The organism is Burkholderia sp. 10_S31 (genome assembly GCF_056930375.1).
On the sequence record NZ_JBXOWK010000001.1, the window covers coordinates 913,433 to 930,908 of the forward strand.

Below are 17,476 nucleotides of genomic sequence, written 5' to 3' on the forward strand. Positions count from 1 at the left end.
CCGCGCCATGACATTTCCCGCGCAACGCCCCCGCGTTTTGTTGCGGGAATCGGGAATATCGGCGCGATTTAAACGGAGGAATGGCGGTTTCGCGAGACGGGCGTGCCAGGTGGGCTCGGTGCGACCGCTGCGATGTTCCCGTAAGGTGCCGTAACGCGCGGCCGGATGTTACGTAGCGTTCGACTCGGCGTCACGCCGATGGCGGCAAACCGAGCGCCGCATCTTTGACGAAAGGTCCGGACGCGCTGAACATGACGCGAACCCACCTGGCCGCGGGCGACGCCGAAGCGGCCACGACTTCAGACAGGACACGGACATGAGCGAACAGGACAGGGAACAGGGCAAGGCACGACGCACCGACGTGATGGGCGAGGCGTTCGTCGAGCGCGCGATGCGCGACCTCGACGGCTTTTCGCGTCCGCTGCAGAACTGGCTGAACGAACACGCGTGGGGCAGCACCTGGCGGCGCGACGGAATCGACCTGAAGACGCGCAGCCTCTGCACCTGCGCGATGCTGGCGGCGCTCGGCCGCAGCACGGAGCTGAAGGGCCACGTGCGGGGCGCGCTCAACAACGGCGCGAGTCTCGTCGAGATCCGCGAGGTGCTGCTGCACAGCGCGCTGTATGCTGGCGCGCCGGCCGCGGTGGAGGCATTCCGCAGCGCGCGCGAGGTGATCGCGGAACTCGGGCTGTCGCTGCCCGACGACGAAGCCTGACCGGCGCACCGTGATCGGCGGCCGTACCGCGACCCCGGGGCGCCGCTATCCTCAGCGCGGCCGCCCCGTCCACCCGACGACGATCAGTGCTCGACGTGCGCACCCTGCGCCGGCGCATCGACCGGCGCGGCGGCGACGTCGAGCAACCAGTCCGCCGTCGCGTCCGGAATCGTGACCGGCAGCATGTGCCCGCCTTCGACGACTGTCAGCCGCACGCGCGCCGACTTCTTCGCCAGCGCCTCGCCGTGCGCGCGCCAGTTCAGGATCGGATCGGCGCGGCCGTACAGCACGTCGACCGGCAGCGACAGGTCCGCATAGCGGCGCTCCATCGCGGGCAGGTCGACGGGCGCCGACAGCAGGTCCGTCGCCGTCGCGTAGAACACGTGCGGGCGCAGCACGAGCAATCCGCCGCCCTTTACCGCGAAGTCGCGCGGCACGGCTTCCGGCGCGAACACCTGGCTGACGGCCTTGCGGCCGGTCAGGATCGTCAGCGGGACCGCGAAGGTCCACGATACGAAGCGGCGTACCAGCGGCGACGGCAGCATCAGCGGCCTGAACGGCGCCGGCGGCTCGGTCTGCTCGTGCGACAGCGGCGCGATCAGCGCGAGCCGGCTCACGCGCTCCGGATGGTTGAGGCCGACCGCGAGCGCGATCGCGCCGCCGAGCGAGTGGCCGACGAGCACCGGGCGCTCAAGCTTCAGCGCGTCGATGAACGCGGCGATCGTGCGGGCCTGCGCGAACACGTTCGCCTGCGAACTGGCGCCGCGCAGCGAGCGGCCGGCGCCGGGCCGGTCGACGAGGATCACCCGATGATGCTGCGCGAGCCGGGTGAGCGGCAGGTACGCGAAGTTGCGCCACTGCCCGGCGAGCCCGTGTACGAACACGAGCGGCGGCCCGCTGCCGTACTCGACGTAGTGGATGCGATCGCCGCCGATGTCGACGAAGCGGCCTTCGGGCGGAAACGCGCGCGTGACGCGGCGCGCGATGTAGCCGGAAAACAGCGCGAGCGCGGCGAGCACCGCGACGACGCCGAGCAGCACGTTCTGGATCAGGTGAAGCGTATGGCTCATGTCGGCCTCAACGGGTTTCGAGTACGGGTTCGGCGACCGGCGCGGCGGCCGGGCCGGCTTGCGCGCGGCGTTCGAACCGCATCGCCGAATCGGCGAGCCCGCTGAACTTCAGCGACGCGAGATCGAGCACGTAGTTCTGGTGGAATTTCCAGGGCTTGCGGTGCCCCTGCCTCGGCAGGATGCCGGTCGCGCGCTGGATGTAGCCCGAGCTCAGGTTCACCGCCGGCACGTCGCCGAGATCGCCGGCGCCGAGCCGCGGCACGCAGGTGTCGTAGCCGTTCGCGCGCATGTGGTTGAGCAGCCGGCACACGTAGCGCGCGATCAGCTCGGCCTTCAGCGTCCACGACGCGTTCGTGTAACCGAACGACGACGCGAGATTCGGCACGTCGCTGTACATCATTCCTTTATAGGACACGGTCTGCGGCAGGTCGACCGCGCGGCCGTCCACCGTGACGCGCGCGCCGCCGAGCATCTTCACCTTCAGCCCGGTCGCGGTGACGATCACGTCCGCGTCGAGCTGCTGGCCGCTCTTCAGCCGCAGGCCGGTCGGCGTGAAACGCTCGATCTCGTCGGTGACGATCGACGCGCGGCCCGCGCGGATCGACTTGAACAGGTCGCCGTTCGGCACGAGGCACACGCGCTGATCCCACGGCATGTAGCGCGGGGTCAGATGCTTCGCGACGTCGAAGCCGGGGCCGAGCTGCCGGCCGGCCGCGCGGATGATGAACTGCTTCGTCCGCTCGGGCTTGCGGCGCGACACGTTGTACAGGTACATCGTCAGCAGCACGTTCTTCACGCGCACGAGCCGGTGCGCGAGCCGCGACGGCAGCACGCGGCGCAACGCGTTCGCGATCCGGTCGCGCGCGGGCAGCGACACGATGTAGGTCGGCGAGCGCTGCAGCATCGTCACGTGCTGCGCATCGGTCGCCATCGACGGCACCAGCGTGACGGCCGTCGCGCCGCTGCCGATCACGACGACGCGCCGGTTTGCGTACGACAGGTCCTTCGGCCATTGCTGCGGATGCACGACGCGGCCTTCGAACGATTCCATGCCGGCCCAGTCGGGCAGGTAGCCGCCATCGTAGTCGTAATAGCCGCTGCACATATAGAGGAAGCGGCACGTGTAGACGAGCGTGTCGAGCGCGCCGTCCCGCGTGCGCTCGATGCGCACCGTCCAGCGCGCGCGGTTCGAATCCCAGTCGGCCGCGACCACCTTCTGGCCGTAGCGGATCGTCTTGTCGATGCCGTACGCGCGTGCGGTATCGCGGATGTAGTCGAGGATCGTCTGGCCATCCGAGATTGCCTTGTCGCTGTGCCACGGGCGGAAGCTGTAGCCGAGCGTGAACATGTCGGAATCCGAACGGATGCCGGGATAGCGGAACAGGTCCCAGGTACCGCCGATCGCATCGCGCGCCTCGACGATCGCGACGCTCGCATGCGGGCAGCGCTTCTTCAGGTGGTACGCGGCGCCGATGCCGGACAGGCCGGCGCCGACGATCAGCACGTCGAGGTCGCGGCTGTCGCCGCAGGCGGACGGCGCGTCGCGCCGGTCGGTCGTCGTCGAGGTCATGCGGGATCCTTGGTCGGCGTGGTCGGGAGCGCGGCCGCAGGGTGCGCGCGTTCTCCCGCGGGGACGTCCTTCGTGCGGAGATTGCGGGCGCGTGCGCGGCGCACGTGCCGCAGGATCAGCCGCTGGTAGCCGGCGCCGAGCAGGCGCGCGATCTTGTCGAGGCGGCGCGCATCGGTGCCGACCAGCACACGGCGCGCATTGCGCTCGACGCCGGCGAGAATCTGCCGCGCGGCATCGTCGGCCGTCGTCGCGTTGATCAGGCGGTTCGCCTGGCGGCGGTGGGTCGCTTCGTCCTGGCCGGTGAGCGCGCGGATGCTGGTGTCGACGCGGCTCGCGTCGACGATGTTGGTCGCGACGCCGCCCGGATGCACGCAGGTCGCACTGACCGGCGCGCCGTCGAGTTCGAGTTCCATCCGCAGTGCCTCGGTGAAGCCGCGCACCGCGAACTTGGTCGCGTTGTATGCGCTTTGCGTCGGCATCGCGATGAGCCCGAACAGGCTCGACGTGTTGATCACGTGCCCGTCGCCCGACGCGCGCAAATGCGGCAGGAACGCCTGCGTGCCGTGCACGACGCCCCAGAAGTTGATGCCGACGATCCATTCGAGATCGGCGAGACGCGCGGTCTCGGCGCTCGCGGCCAGCGACACGCCCGCGTTGTTGAAGACCAGGTTGACCTTGCCGTGTTCGGCGCGCACGAAATCGGCCCATGCGAACACCGCGTCGCGGTCGGCGACGTCGAGCCGCCGCGTGCTCGTGCGCACGCCGTGCTGCGCGCACGCGGCCGCCGTGTCGGCGAGCCCGACATCGTTGACGTCGGCGAGCGCGACCTCGCAGCCGCGCCGCGCGAGCTCGACCGCGAGGCTGCGGCCCATGCCCGAACCGGCGCCCGTGATCGCGGCGACCTTGCCGGAAAAACCCTTCATCGTCGTTCCTCCCGTTCCGCTTGCGCTGCGCCGACGGCGCGCTTATTGTGGTGTTGTTCGTCACCACTTTAGTTTTCGGGTGTCCTGATGTCAAATAGCGAAATGGAGAAAGCACTCGAAACGGAAAAACGGGGGCGGGCGTACGGCGGTGTCGCGCCCGAGGTACGGGCCGCCGAGCGGCGCGACGCGCTGATCCGCGCGGCGACGCGCGTATTCGGCACGGTCGGCTTCCGCAAGGCGACCGTGCGGTCGATCTGCCAGGAGGCGAGGCTCAACGACCGCTATTTCTATGCGGCGTTCGACAGTACCGAGGAACTGCTGCGCTGCACCTACCTGCATCACGCGCAGCAACTGCACGACGCGGTCGCGCGGGCGGTGGCCGAGCGCGGTGGCGACCTGCGAGAGCGCATCGACATGGGGCTCGCGGCGTTCTTCGGCTTCCTGCGCGACCCGTGCGCGGCGCGCGTGCTGTTGCTCGAGGTGATGGGCGTGAGCGCGGATACCGACATGACGTACCAGCGGATGCTGATCGACTTCGGCAAGCTGATCATGGCGCTCGGCGCGGCGCGCGAGGCCGTGACACCCGCGGAGCGGACCGAGCAGCGGCTCGTCGGGCTCGCGCTGGTCGGTGCGATGACGAACGTCGGCGCGGCGTGGCTGCTCACCGGGTATCGCGATCCGGAGGCGCAGATGGTCGCGAGTTGCAGGAAGGTGCTGCTGGGAACGTTGCGGGAAGAGGGATAACTCAGGGATACGCGGATGGCGGGAGCCGGAATGAAGGGTCCGAAGCCGGCCGGGCGCATATCGCGATGTTGATTCGAGTCTCGCCTTGGCGAATTCTCGCGCAATCCGTATTGGTAATTATCGGGTATGGATCGGTATTAACAAGGCGCAGAATTTCACGAAACTTTCATTATGGATATTTCTGTGGGATTGCTGGATTGTAAATATCGTCGATCGGAATTTTAAATTAAAAATGAAGACGCAACGTCAATGAAAATTGACGTTGCGCCATGATTGCGCGCGGAACGTGTCGCGCTGGCGGGACGCGAGATTACGAGCCCGTGTATCCGCCTCGGGTCCAGCCTTCGCCATCCCAGCACCACTCGGTCGTCGAACCTCCGCTGGTTGCGTACACGCGGATGTGGACCGCGCTTCCGACCAGCCAGCACGTTGCCGACACGTTGTCGCCGGCCTGGTTGAATGCACCGGTGTACCAGTTCGAACCGTCGTAGCAGCGCTCGGTGATCTTGTTGCCGTTGGCCGTGTAGACGCGGATCGACGGCGTGCTTCCCCATGAAATTGCTGCGGTTTGCATGTTCAAACTCCTTGATTGTAATAAAGCGGAGAATTGAAGCGCTTCGGTAAACGCAATTCGGCGTATTACCGGGAATAAGGTTAGTGGAAAATCTCGAAAATCAATATGAGATTTTTTGTGAATAAATGGTGCAATTGATTCGGCATGAGAAAAGCCGGTGAGGCCGGCTTTGAAGCGCGTCACGACATCACGCACCGGATCCGCGTCCGGCGTGTTCCGCGATCGGGGGTTCAGCGCGCCGCTGCCGCCGGCCCCGTTTCCCCGATCCTCGCCTTCATCGCATCGATGAACGCGCGCACCTTCGGCGACGGCAGCCGCGTCGACGGATACACCGCGTGAATCCCGGCCCGCGCCGAGCGCCAGGCGGGCAGCAGCCGCACGAGCCGGCCGGCCGCGACGTCCTCCGCGATCGAGAAATCCGTCAGGAGCCCGAAGCCGCCGCCCGCGAGCGCGATCGCGCGGCATGCCGTCGCGGTGTTCGACACGACCGGCGCGACGCAACGCACCGACGCGTGGCCGCCGCGCGCATCGTCGAGTTCGAGCGAATGCGGGCGTGAGAGCGTCGACAGCATCACGAACGGCAGCGCGGCGAGCCCGTCAGGATCGCGCGGCAGGCCGTGCCGCGCGACGAACGCAGGGCTCGCGACCAGCCACTTCTCGTATTCGCCGAGCTGCACCGCGCGATAGTTCGAATCCGCGAGGCGGCCGATGCGGATCGCGACGTCGAGATTGTCCGCGACGAGATCGACGATGCGGTCGTTCGCGACCAGTTCGACGTCGAGCCCGGGATGCGCGTCGCGCAGCGCGACGATGGCCGGCGCGACGACCAGCGCACCGTAGTCGATCGGCACGCTCACGCGCAGCGTGCCGCGCAGCGGCCCGGCGTCGGACGACACCGCGTCGAGCGCGGTCTCGGTCGCGCGCACGATGTCGCGGCACGCGTCGTAGAACGCGCGCCCCGCATCGGTCACGCTCAGCCGGCGCGTGGTGCGCACCAGCAGGTTCGCGCCGATCTCGGATTCGAGGCGCTGCATGTGCGTGCTGACGACCGTCTTCGCGAGGCCGAGCCGTTCGGCCGCGGCCGTCAGCGAGCCGGCATCGACCACCGCGACGAAGATCGCCAGCCGGTTCAGGTTCACGTCGCGCAGATCGGCCATCGTCGATTGTCCTATGAGGGCGGATAATGTTTCAGCGATTATCCGTCTTCTGGATGCGAACCGCGAGCGCTACGCTGGGGGCTGGTCGTCGCCGATTCCCGGCGGCGCGAGATCCAGGAGCCTTTTCATGCCAGCCGCCAGCAAGCCCGTCCGTCCGGTTCGTGTCTATTCGTTCCCGCTGTCCGGGCACGCGCATCGCGTCCGGCTGTTCCTGTCGCTGCTCGGGCTGCCGTTCGACGTCGTCGACGTCGACCTCGCTGCCGGCGCGCAGCGCGAGCCCGCGTTCCTCGCGCTCAATCCGCTCGGCCAGGTGCCCGTGATCGACGACGACGGCACCGTGCTCGCCGATTCGAACGCGATCCTCGCCTATCTCGCGAAGCGCTACGGCGACGCGCACTGGCTGCCCGACGATGCGGCAGGCGCGGCGACCGTGCAGCGCTGGCTGTCGTACGCGGCCGGGCCGATTGCATCGGGGCCGGCGGCCGCGCGGCTCGTCACCGTGTTCGGCGCACCGCTCGATCACGACGCGGCCAAGCGCACGGCCGCGAAGGTGCTCGCCGCGATCGACGGCGAACTCGCCGGCAAGCCGTTCGCCGCGGGCGCGCAGCCGACGATCGCCGATATCGCCGCCTACACGTACATCGCGCATGCGCCGGAAGGCGGCGTGTCGCTCGAACCGTATCCGCACGTGCGTGCGTGGCTCGCGCGCGTCGAGGCGCTGCCCGGCTTCGTCGGCATGCAGTCGACCCGTGCCGGCCTGCTTGCTACCTGACGCTGCGCGGCCAGGACACGCCTTTACCGGGAGAACACGATGACCGCGCCGACCGCCACCGTACCGGGCTGGGAACTCGACGTTGCACCGTTTCATGCGGGCGAGCTCGCCGTGCAGCGGCGCGTGGGCGTGACCGAGGCCGCGGGCGCGGCCGGCCGGCGCGGGATCCGTCGCTTCATGCCGGACCAGCACCGGACGTTTTTTGCGCAACTGCCGTTTTTCGTGCTCGGCGGCGTCGACGTGCACGGCCAGCCGTGGGCGACGCTGCGGGTCGGGATGCCTGGCTTCGTGACGGCGCCGGACGCGCGCACGCTGCGCATCGACGGCGATGCGCTGCCCGGCGATCCGCTGGCTGGTGCGTGGCAGCCGGGTGCGCCGCTCGGCGGGCTCGGCATCGAGTTCGACACGCGCCGGCGCAATCGTGTGAACGGCGTCGTGCGTGCGGTCGATGGCGACGCGCTGACGATCGCGGTCGCGCAGAGCTTCGGCAACTGCGCGAAGTACATCCAGGGCCGCAAGCCCACGTTCGTGCCGCGTGAAGGCGATGCGTCCGACGAGGCCGAGGTGTCGGACCGGTTGAGCGATGCGGACCGCGCGCTGCTCGCGCAGGCCGATACGTTCTTCGTCGCGAGCGCGAACACGTCGACTGGTGCGGGTGCCGCGCGCGGCGCCGACGTGTCGCATCGCGGCGGCATGCCGGGCTTCGTGCGCGTCGACGACGCGCGCACGCTGACGACGCCGGATTTCAGCGGCAACCGCTTCTTCAACACGCTCGGCAACCTGCAGCACGATCCGCGCGCCGGGCTGCTGTTCGTCGATTTCGACAGCGGCGACCTGCTGTATGTCGCCGCGGATGCGGAGATCGTGTGGGACGGGCCGCTCGTCGCGTCGTTCGACGGCGCGCAGCGGGTCGTGCGGTTTCATGTGCGCGAAGTGCGGCGCACGCGGGGCGTGCTGCCGTTCCGGTGGTCGACGGTCGAGCGGGCGCCGCAGTTTGCGGCGATGGCGGTGGATTCGGCTGTCGCGGCTGTGCCGGCGGCATCTGCATCCACATCGACATCGCCCGCCATCTGGCGCCCGCTGCGCATCGCGAAGATCGTCGACGAAGCGCGCGCGATCCGCTCGTTTCATTTCGAACCGGCGGACGGCGGCGCGTTGCCGGCCTACGAAGCCGGACAGCATCTGACGCTGCGCGTCGCGCTGCCGGACAGCGATGCGCCGGCGATCCGCAGCTACACGCTGTCCGATGCGCCCGGCGCGTCGCATTACCGCATCACCGTGAAGCGCGAAGGACGTGTATCGGCCTGGCTGCACGACCACGCGCGTGCCGGGATGGCGCTCGATGCGCAGATGCCGCGCGGCCGCTTCATGTTCGACGTTGCGAGCCCGCGTCCGGCCGTGCTGGTGTCGGCCGGCATCGGCATCACGCCGATGTTCGCGATGCTGCGCCGCGCGCTGGCCGATGACGCACCGTCGCGCCGCGTGGTGTTCGTGCACGGCGCGCGCGACACGGTTGACCGACCGTTTGCGGCGGAACTGACGCGCATCGCGGACGCCGACGCACGCGTATCGCTGCACTGGTTCGACAGCCGGCCGCAACGCGACGGCGCGGCGCGACCGGGCCGCATCGACGTCGCGCAACTGAAGCGCATCCTGCCGTTCGACGACTACGATTTCTACCTGTGCGGGCCGTCCGCGTTCATGCGCGATTTGTACGACGGATTGCGCGCGTTGAACGTGCCGGACGAGCGTATCCGCTTCGAGGCGTTCGGACCGTCGAGTGTCGTGCGCAGTGCGACCCGCGCGAGCAGAGCACCGTCGGCTGCAAGCGTACCCGTCGTATTCCGCCGCACGGGGCGCGAGGTTGCATGGACGCCCGCCGACGGCACGCTGCTCGAATTTGCAGAAGGCCAGGGCGTGGCGGTGCCGTCCGAATGCCGGTCCGGGTCGTGCGGCACGTGCGCGACGCGCGTGCTGTCCGGCGCGGTTGACTACATGCAGGCGTACGACGCAGCGGTCGAACCCGGCTGCGCGCTACTGTGCGTCGCGCGGCCCGCAGACGGTACAGCGGAGCCGCTCGTGCTCGACCGCTGACGCGCGTGCGACAACCGTGCGACATGCCGTCGCACAACGCGTGCTGCGCAAAAACCGCACGCAACTGCTTCTTTTTCCGGAGGCCTGTCGGATCGACGATAGCGTCAACCGATAGAGAAAAGGAGCAACACCATGAAACTGTTCAGCATGATCCGCCTGGTTCTGTGGAGTTTCTTCGGCGTACGTAACAGCAAGGCGCACGCATCCGATCTCGCGAACGTCAACTTCACGCTGCTGCCGTTCGTCGCGATCGTGCTCGCGGTGCTGGTCGGTGCGGTGATCTACGGCGTCGTTCATCTGGTCGTCGATCCGACGGTGACGATGCAGGGGTTCTGAGCATCCGCTGAACCGTGCGGGTCGTCATGCCCGCTTTCCGTCTCCCGCCTTCCGCGTCCCGTTTCGGCCGATCCCTCGGCTGCCAGCCCCGCCCGGGGTAAAATGCGCGCCACGCCGCGCTGTCGCGCGCGACGGGCATTCCGCCATTCCGACGAACGGCGCACGCAGATGCCCGGCGCCCGCGCCGCGGCGTTCGAAGCGTCCCCCGCATGACAAGACCACGCGAGGCCGCCGGCCGCCCGACACGCACCCGATCCACGGATCGGCGGCCGCGTCGGCGCCCGGTGCGTCACCGGCATCCGATGTCCCATCCTGCGCTTTCCCGATCGATCGGCCCGCTTGCGGCCCGATCGTCTGATTCGTTTGATGAATGTCGTGTCGACCTAAGTGCTCGGCAGTTCGCCGAGCCCGTCGCGGGTCCGTGCGCGAGGTCGCGCTTCGCAGCTGCGTAACGCGTAACGCGTTTCCAGCGTTTCCAGCGTTTCCAGCGTTTCGAGGGTTTCGAGGGTTTCGAGGGTTTCGAGGGTTTCGACAGGGTCGAGTGGCGAGTTTTTCCATCCAGAACAATGACGGTAAATAGAACAACAGCGTCGCCTGCACGGCGGCGGCGCGCGAAGGTCGGGCTTGGCGTCGGTCTCGGCATCACGCTTTTCGCGGCGCAGGCCGCCGCGGCACCGGGCGACGCACCGGCGTCGGACGCCGATGCGGCCGGCAGCGCGACGCTGCCGGCGATCACGGTCAGCGGCGAGCGCGGCGGCGCGTTTCGCGCGCGCGAAGCGTCGGTCGCGGGGCTCGACGACGCACCGCTGCGCGACACGCCGGCCTCCGTCAGCGTCGTCACGCGCGCGCAGATCGACGATCAGCAGGCAAAGCGCCTGAGCGACGTGGTGCGCAACGACGCATCGGTCGTCAACGACTATGCGCCCGTCGGCTATTTCGAAGGCTTCGCGATCCGCGGCTTTCCGGTCGATCTCGCGAGCGCGATCCGGATCGACGGGTTGACGGTGTCCGGCGAGCAGAACGTGCCGCTCGAGAACAAGGAGCGTGTCGAGATCCTGAAGGGGCTGGCCGGCATCGACAGCGGCGTGGTCGCGCCGGGCGGCGTGATCAACTTCGTGACGAAGCGCTCGGCGAACGTCGCGAGCGTGACGACCGGCGTCGACAGCCGCGGCTCGACGTCGGCGGCCGTCGATCTAGGCCGCCGCTTCGGCCCCGACAATCAGTTCGGCTTCCGGATCAATGCCGCGAAGGAGAACATGCACTCTTACATCGACGGCACGAACGGACGGCGCACGTTCGGCTCGATCGCCGCCGACTGGGACATCAGCCCGCGCACGAGCCTGCAGCTCAATGCGGAATTCCAGCAGTGGATCCAGCGCTCCGCGCCCGGCTACCAGCTGCTCGGCGGCACCGTCGTGCCGTCCGTCAACACGACGTCGAAGGCGCTCGGCACGCAGCCGTGGGCGAAGCCGGTGACGACCGACGCGCTGAACCTGAACGCGCGCTTCGACTACCAGTTCAACGACGACTGGAAGGCCTACATCGCCGCGGGCCGCAGCCGCACGATGATCGACGACAACAGCGCGTTCGCGTACGGCTGCTATTACGCGGCGAGCTGCGCGGCGGGCACGACGTCGCCGTTCTTCTTCGGCGCGAACGGCGACTACGACGTGTACGATTTCCGTAGCCCCGGCGAATACCGCCGCAACGACGATCTGCGCGCGGTGACGACGGGCAAGTTTGCAACAGGCCCGCTGCGCCACGAGCTGACGCTCGGCGTGAGCGTGCAGCGCCGCGCCGTGCACATGGCGAACGCCGTATACGACTACGTCGGCAGCGAGAACATCTACGGGCCCGACGTCGCGTTCGCGCCGTCGCCGAACACGGCCGGGCCGTCGTATCCGCAGCTCGATTCATGGCAGTACGGCGTGTTCGGGCTCGACCGCGTCAGCATCGGCGAGCACTGGCAGGTGCTCGCGGGCGGCAAGGAAGTGCTGCTGCGCCAGCGTAGCTGGAGCAGCCTCGACGTCGACGCGACGCATACCGACCGCTCGGTGTTCCTGCCACAGGTTGCGCTCGTCTACAAGCCGGTGAACGTGCTGTCGCTGTATGCGTCGTACAGCAAGGCGCTGTCGCTCGGCGACCAGGCGCCGGTGCGCGCGACCAACGCGTATGCGTTCCTGCCGCCGGTCGAATCGCATCAGTTCGAGCTCGGCGCGAAATACGACTGGCTCGATCGGCTGAGCCTCACGGCCGCCGTGTTCTCGATCAGCAAGCCGTTCCAGTTCGCCGACCCGGACGCATCGGGCACGAGTTACACGTTCGTGCAGCGCGGCACGCAGCGCCATCAGGGGATCGAGCTCGGTGCGGCCGGACGCGTGACCGAGCGGCTCGGGCTGACGGCCAGCGTCGCGGCGATTCGCGCCCGTGCGTACGATTCGGGTTCGCCGGCATACGAAGGACACCAGATCATCAACGTGCCGGCGCTGCGCGCGTCGCTGTACGCGGATTACGCGGTGCCGGGCGTCGCGGGCCTGAACATGCTCGGCGGCGTCGAGTACAGCGCGGGCCGCAACGCGAACGAAGAGGGCACCGCGCGCGTGCCGTCGTGGTTCGTGTTCAATCTCGGCGCGCGCTATACGACGAAGATCGCGGGCCATCGCACGGTGCTGCGCGTGTCGGTGGACAACTTGTTCAACAAGTTCTACTGGCGTGACGCGGGCGAGCAGCAGGGCGACGCGTACCTGTTCCCGGGCGCGCCGCGCACCGCGCGCGTGTCGTTGACCTATGATTTCTGATCGTCCGGACCCGGCCGCATGATGCGCGGCCCCGGCAGCCAACCAGGAGAGTACAGACGATGTCCCCACTCGAAATCGCCGGCGTGACCGTCAGCGCCCTCGCGATCTGGCTGACCGCGAAGCGGCGCATGCTGTGCTGGCCGGTCGGGCTTGCGTCGGTCGCGCTGTACGGCTGGATCTTCTTCGACGCGAAGCTGTATTCCGACATGCTGCTGCAGGGCGCGTTCGCGGTGCTGCAGGTGTACGGCTGGCGCCGCTGGATCGCGCAGCGTACGCTCGAGGCGAGCGGCGGCGCGGCACCGCAAGGCGACGTCGCACCCGTCACCGGCGTGCGGCCGCGCCAGATGCTGCCTGACCTGATCGCGGCAGTTATCGGCAGCGCGCTGCTCGGCGGGATGATGGCGCGCTGGACCGATGCGGCGCTGCCGTTCGTCGATGCGTCGCTGACCGCGTTCAGCCTCGTCGCGCAATACTGGACCGCACGGCGCTACATCGCGTCGTGGGGGCTGTGGATCGTCGTGAACGTCGTGTACGTCGGGATGTTCGTGTTCAAGGAACTGTATCTGACGGCCGGACTCTATGCGCTGTTCATCGCGCTCGCCGTCGTCGGCTGGCGCGACTGGAGCCGGACCGCCGACGCGCTGCGCGCGAGCGCGAGCCCGGCGGGCTGATTCGCGGCCGATTCAACTACGGAGCTACGTCGTTCATGTCATTTCCACTCGAGCCGGATGCGCCGGCATCGCGTGACGCCGCGCAGGCGCGCGAGGTCGCGCCGCCGCAGTTCAGCGTCGACGGCGAACAGGCCGAACGCGACTGGCCGCTGATGACGCGCGACGAGGTCGCGGCCGTGCTCGCGCGGATCGACGGCGCCGGCGCGCCCGCGCGCCTCACGTGGCACAGCCCGCGGCCGTTCTCGGCGGCCGTGCTGGCGCGCACGACCGACGAGCGCGCGCTGTTCGTCAAGCGTCATCACGTGAGCCTGCGCGACGTCGCCGGGCTCGAGGAAGAGCATCGCTTCATCGCGCATCTGCGCGCGCACGGCGTGCCGGTGGCGGACGTGCTCGCCGGTCGCGACGGCGCAACCGCGTTCGCATCCGGCGACTGGACGTATGAAGTGCACGTGGTCGCGCCGGGTGTCGACGTGTATCGCGGCGTGATGTCGTGGAAGCCGTTCACGCATCCTTCGCATGCGTATGCGGCCGGCCGCGCGCTGGCCGAGCTGCATCGCGCGTCGGCCGGCTACGATGCGCCGGCGCGGCCGGTGCGCCCGCTGCTGTCGAGTTTTCGCGTGCTGTCGTCGAGCGATCTAGCCGGTGCGCTCGAACGCTGGGTCACGGCGCAACCGTTGCTCGTCAAGGCGCTCGGTGCGCGCGACTGGCGCGGCGACGTCGCGAACGTCATCGGCCCGCATCACGCGCGCCTCGTGCCGCTGTTGCCTGCGTTGCCGCCGCTGTGGACGCATGGCGACTGGCATGCGTCGAACCTGCTGTGGACCGACGCCGGGCCCGGTGCGCAGGTGCGGACCGTGCTCGACTTCGGTTTGTCGGATCGTACCTGCGCGGTGATGGATCTCGCACTCGCGATCGAGCGCAACACGGTCGACTGGATGGCGCCGGCCGCTGCGCGCCGTGTCGAGTACGAACAGATCGCGGCGCTGCTCGACGGCTACGAGTCGCTCGAACCGCTGAGCGACGATGCGTATGCGGCGCTGGTCGCGATGCTGCCGATCGCGCATACGGAGTTCGCGCTGTCGGAGGTCGCGTATTTCGGTTGTATCGTCAACGCGCCCGATATCGTCGACGTGGCGTACGACGGTTATCTGATCGGGCATGCGCAATGGTTCGGCGAACGCGACGGGCGGCAACTGCTCGACTGGCTCGAGTTGCGCATGCGGACCAAGCGCGGGACCAGTTGAGCCGCGAATCGCTTCATTGTATGAATGACCCGTAGCGACGCGATGCCGCTACGGGGCAGCGTTATCGGATTGCGTTCGAAGTAGGCATAACGCGAGGATCGTTGCAGAGGTATCCGCATCCCCGTTCGCAAAGCGGGACTAGCTGGATTGCAATCTGGTGCAGGTCCAGATCGCCGTTACCATTGCGTGCCATGTCCTCAGTGAACGTCAGCTTGTTGATCCAGATGGCATTCTCGTCGATACCTAACTGCTTCAAATAGCTTTTAACATCGTTCGCACGTGCGTCTATGAGACGATCGCGATTTCGCTCTCCGATGTAGGCTCCGGCAACGACATCCGCTCCGATCGTCGCGCCAGGCCACTTTCTTGCTTCGATCATCATATCTGCGACACGCAGCCGGTCCTGGTTTGAAAGTTCAGTCGCGTTGAACGGAAGTGATGTTTCCATAAACTGCATGACGGTACACGCGACCGATAGCGGCGAAATCATCATAAGTATAAGCGGAACAGCAAATCGAGCGACTGTGCCCTGCGAATGAATTGTCGAATTCACCATAATTTTCTGTCGAAATGGGCTACGTAAGCAGCCAGACTGTCAGCGTTCCGGATAGCGAATTCCGGATGACTTCTGACCCAGTATTGCAGACCGGTTCCTTGTCCGTACATCAAATCGTCAGAGTCGAACACGTCGGTGTAATGCGTGCATTCGTGAATGATCGTCTTGAGCTTGCATGCTGTCCATAAGTCCGCATCAGGAAGCGTGCAGAAATGCGGATAGATGGTGATGATTCGTCTTGCGGAATCGGGCTTGCAGACAGCAGCATCGGTGTTGCCATCGTCAGGGAATACCGTGCAGGTTATATTTCTGCCGGTCTGTTCGTCCCAGCGAATCACGTTTTCGGGTTTCAACTCGCGAGTGGCGGTCAAGAGCCTTGGAAGACCGGTTTCCAGCGCTCCACGGACATTTTGATCTGCTCGACCGAACCACGTTGCCACGCGTTCTCTTTCGTTTCTGTCCCACCGTGACAATCCCTCAATGCGGTCTAGAATCAATTGCGCCGCAGCGTCCCTCAACCGAACAAATAGCGCCCTGAATTCCTTGTTCGACATAATTGGGCAGATGCGGGCAAGGTCAAGTTCGACTTCGTGTATGGATCCCGGAATCGTGTTCGTTCGCCCGGTTGTTACAAGGATCCATTCGTCTTCGTCGATATGATCGTTCATTGAATGTTTGATATTTAAAAAGGAATGCATAACGATCATGTTTTTGTTGAGTGAAGTCTATTAGACATGTTCGAAAATTTCATCATGAACAATTCATGACCGACACTCGATCGTGAGAGGCGCCGTGCGGCGATGGGTGTCGTGAAGACGCATCATGTCGATGCGCCGGTAGATGACGGAATTGTCATATTCGCCTCATGTTCACACTGCGCCCGATCCGTAGCATCGGTTGCGATCCGTTATCGCAGAACCGAACATGCTCAAGCTCACCCTCGCCGTGGCCGTCGTCTTCGCGACGGCCGCGACGGCCCATGCGCAGTCGCCGCAGGTCGCGACGCCTGCTGCGTCCGGTGGCGCGGCGCCGCGCGTTGCACCGCCATCCGACGTCCCATCGTTCCCGTCGCTGACGCTGTCCGACGCACTCGCGGCCGCCGCCCGCAACAACCCGGCGCTGCGCGGTGCACGCGCTGACCTCGACGCATCGGCCGGCGCGCTGATGCAGGCCGGCGCGCGTCCCAATCCTGAAGTGTCGTTCCTGCAGGAAGGCTTCAGCCGCGCGGAGCGCACGTCGACCGCGCTGATCAACCAGACCATCGAACTCGGCGGCAAGCGCCGCGCGCGGCTCGACGTCGCGTCGTACGGCCGCGAGGCCGCGAACGCGTCGCTCGACGAGCAGGGCGCCGCCGTGCGCGCGGACGTGATCGCCGCGTTCTACGGACTGCTCGCCGCGCAACGCCAGCTCCAGGTCACCGAGGAATCGGCCGCGATCGCCGCGCGCTCCGCGGATCTCGCGGGTCGCCGCGCGCAGGCCGGCAAGGTGTCGCCGGTCGAGGCGACCAAGGCGCAGGTCGCGGCGGCCGGCGTGCAGATCGAGGTGATGACTGCGCGCGGCCGGGCCGACGTCGCGCGCGAAAAGCTGAACGCAGCGATGGGCGAAGCGGGCAGCGGCCGGCGCGTCGCGCTCGGCGATCTGGAAACGGTGCCCGCGGTCGAGCCGCTGTCCACGCTCGCCGCGCAGCTCGACGACGCACCGCTCGCCCGCGCCGCGCGTGCGGAGATGCTGCGCGCGAACGCGGCCGTGTCGCTCGAACGCGCGCGGCGCATCCCCGACGTGACGGTCGGCGCGGGCGTGAAGCGGGTGACGACCGGCGGCGTGCCGGACAACCAGGCGGTGGTCGGCGTGTCGATCCCGATCCCGCTGTTCGACACCAACAAGGGCGCGCTGCTCGAAGCGGCGCACAAGGCCGAGCGCGCGAACGCCGATCTCGAGCGCGAGCGTACGCGGTTGCGGCTCGCGCTCACGCAGGCGTATGCGGATTTCGACGCGGCCGCGCAGGAAGCGCGGCGGCTGAAGACCGACATCCTGCCCGGCGCGCGGCTCGCGCTCGACGCGATGTCGCGCGGCTACGAGCTCGGCAAGTTCAGTTTCCTCGATGTGCTCGATGCGCAGCGCACGCTGTTCCAGGGGCAATCGCAATACGTGCGCGCGCTCGCCGACGCGCATGCGGCACGCGCCGACATCGGCCGGCTCGTCGGCACGCCGCTCGCGGCCGTCGCGCAATAGCCGCGCTTCTCACCTGAAGG

Annotated in this window: 16 protein-coding genes; 9 read left to right on the plus strand and 7 right to left on the minus strand. The window is 67.5% G+C overall.

The window, feature by feature from the left end; genetic code table 11:
• The first annotated feature begins 316 nt into the window (after positions 1-316).
• Complete coding sequence (locus tag AC1Z3W_RS04195) at positions 317-715, plus strand: carboxymuconolactone decarboxylase family protein (RefSeq protein WP_057925801.1); 399 nt, start codon at positions 317-319, stop codon at positions 713-715.
• An 83-nt stretch (positions 716-798) separates the two neighbouring features.
• Here the strand turns inward: AC1Z3W_RS04195 and AC1Z3W_RS04200 are convergent, their stop codons facing one another.
• Genes AC1Z3W_RS04200 through AC1Z3W_RS04210 form a run of 3 tightly spaced genes read right to left on the minus strand, consistent with a single transcriptional unit; the run spans position 799 to position 4,278 of the window.
• The gene (locus AC1Z3W_RS04200; protein WP_483507101.1) at positions 799-1,785 is read right to left on the minus strand and encodes an alpha/beta fold hydrolase; all 987 of its coding nucleotides are present in this window, start codon (positions 1,783-1,785) and stop codon (positions 799-801) included.
• A 7-nt stretch (positions 1,786-1,792) separates the two neighbouring features.
• Positions 1,793-3,355, minus strand: coding sequence for a flavin-containing monooxygenase (locus tag AC1Z3W_RS04205; protein WP_483507102.1), 1,563 nt, complete (start codon positions 3,353-3,355; stop codon positions 1,793-1,795).
• Positions 3,352-4,278, minus strand: coding sequence for an SDR family NAD(P)-dependent oxidoreductase (locus AC1Z3W_RS04210; RefSeq protein WP_483507103.1), 927 nt, complete (start codon positions 4,276-4,278; stop codon positions 3,352-3,354). Before AC1Z3W_RS04210 ends, AC1Z3W_RS04205 begins: the two co-directional genes overlap by 4 nt.
• Positions 4,279-4,365: 87 nt before the next feature.
• Here AC1Z3W_RS04210 and AC1Z3W_RS04215 point away from each other — a divergent pair, with 87 nt between their 5' ends.
• Positions 4,366-5,022: a TetR/AcrR family transcriptional regulator gene (locus AC1Z3W_RS04215; protein ID WP_483507104.1), complete on the plus strand. Its 657-nt coding sequence runs from the start codon at positions 4,366-4,368 to the stop codon at positions 5,020-5,022.
• 310 nt (positions 5,023-5,332) lie between these two features.
• On the opposite strand, the gene AC1Z3W_RS04220 is transcribed toward AC1Z3W_RS04215, so the two are convergent.
• Both AC1Z3W_RS04220 and AC1Z3W_RS04225 read right to left on the minus strand, forming a co-directional pair.
• Positions 5,333-5,596, minus strand: coding sequence for a fucose-binding lectin (locus tag AC1Z3W_RS04220; RefSeq protein WP_057925796.1), 264 nt, complete (start codon positions 5,594-5,596; stop codon positions 5,333-5,335).
• A gap of 230 nt (positions 5,597-5,826) precedes the next feature.
• The gene (locus AC1Z3W_RS04225; RefSeq protein ID WP_057925795.1) at positions 5,827-6,753 is read right to left on the minus strand and encodes a LysR family transcriptional regulator; all 927 of its coding nucleotides are present in this window, start codon (positions 6,751-6,753) and stop codon (positions 5,827-5,829) included.
• A gap of 127 nt (positions 6,754-6,880) precedes the next feature.
• Between AC1Z3W_RS04225 and AC1Z3W_RS04230 the strand changes: the two genes are divergently transcribed.
• The 6 genes from AC1Z3W_RS04230 (at position 6,881) to AC1Z3W_RS04255 (ending at position 14,668) form a co-directional block, all read left to right on the plus strand.
• Complete coding sequence (locus AC1Z3W_RS04230) at positions 6,881-7,525, plus strand: glutathione S-transferase family protein (protein WP_483507105.1); 645 nt, start codon at positions 6,881-6,883, stop codon at positions 7,523-7,525.
• A 39-nt stretch (positions 7,526-7,564) separates the two neighbouring features.
• A complete protein-coding gene (locus AC1Z3W_RS04235; protein WP_483507106.1) occupies positions 7,565-9,619 on the plus strand; it encodes a pyridoxamine 5'-phosphate oxidase family protein in 2,055 nt (684 codons plus the stop codon).
• A gap of 132 nt (positions 9,620-9,751) precedes the next feature.
• Entirely contained in the window at positions 9,752-9,955 is a 204-nt protein-coding gene (locus tag AC1Z3W_RS04240) for a DUF2970 domain-containing protein (protein ID WP_006750787.1), read from the plus strand.
• Positions 9,956-10,521: 566 nt separating this feature from the next.
• The gene (locus AC1Z3W_RS04245; RefSeq protein ID WP_483507107.1) at positions 10,522-12,753 is read left to right on the plus strand and encodes a TonB-dependent siderophore receptor; all 2,232 of its coding nucleotides are present in this window, start codon (positions 10,522-10,524) and stop codon (positions 12,751-12,753) included.
• Between the two features lie 59 nt (positions 12,754-12,812).
• Complete coding sequence (gene pnuC / locus AC1Z3W_RS04250; protein WP_057925791.1) at positions 12,813-13,424, plus strand: nicotinamide riboside transporter PnuC; 612 nt, start codon at positions 12,813-12,815, stop codon at positions 13,422-13,424.
• A gap of 35 nt (positions 13,425-13,459) precedes the next feature.
• The gene (locus tag AC1Z3W_RS04255; RefSeq protein WP_483507108.1) at positions 13,460-14,668 is read left to right on the plus strand and encodes a phosphotransferase enzyme family protein; all 1,209 of its coding nucleotides are present in this window, start codon (positions 13,460-13,462) and stop codon (positions 14,666-14,668) included.
• Between the two features lie 61 nt (positions 14,669-14,729).
• On the opposite strand, the gene AC1Z3W_RS04260 is transcribed toward AC1Z3W_RS04255, so the two are convergent.
• Positions 14,730-15,125: a hypothetical protein gene (locus AC1Z3W_RS04260; protein WP_483507109.1), complete on the minus strand. Its 396-nt coding sequence runs from the start codon at positions 15,123-15,125 to the stop codon at positions 14,730-14,732.
• A gap of 92 nt (positions 15,126-15,217) precedes the next feature.
• The gene (locus AC1Z3W_RS04265) at positions 15,218-15,892 is read right to left on the minus strand and encodes a M35 family metalloendopeptidase (RefSeq protein ID WP_483507110.1); all 675 of its coding nucleotides are present in this window, start codon (positions 15,890-15,892) and stop codon (positions 15,218-15,220) included.
• Positions 15,893-16,148: 256 nt separating this feature from the next.
• Between AC1Z3W_RS04265 and AC1Z3W_RS04270 the strand changes: the two genes are divergently transcribed.
• Positions 16,149-17,456: a TolC family protein gene (locus AC1Z3W_RS04270; RefSeq protein WP_483507111.1), complete on the plus strand. Its 1,308-nt coding sequence runs from the start codon at positions 16,149-16,151 to the stop codon at positions 17,454-17,456.
• Positions 17,457-17,476 lie beyond the last annotated feature (20 nt).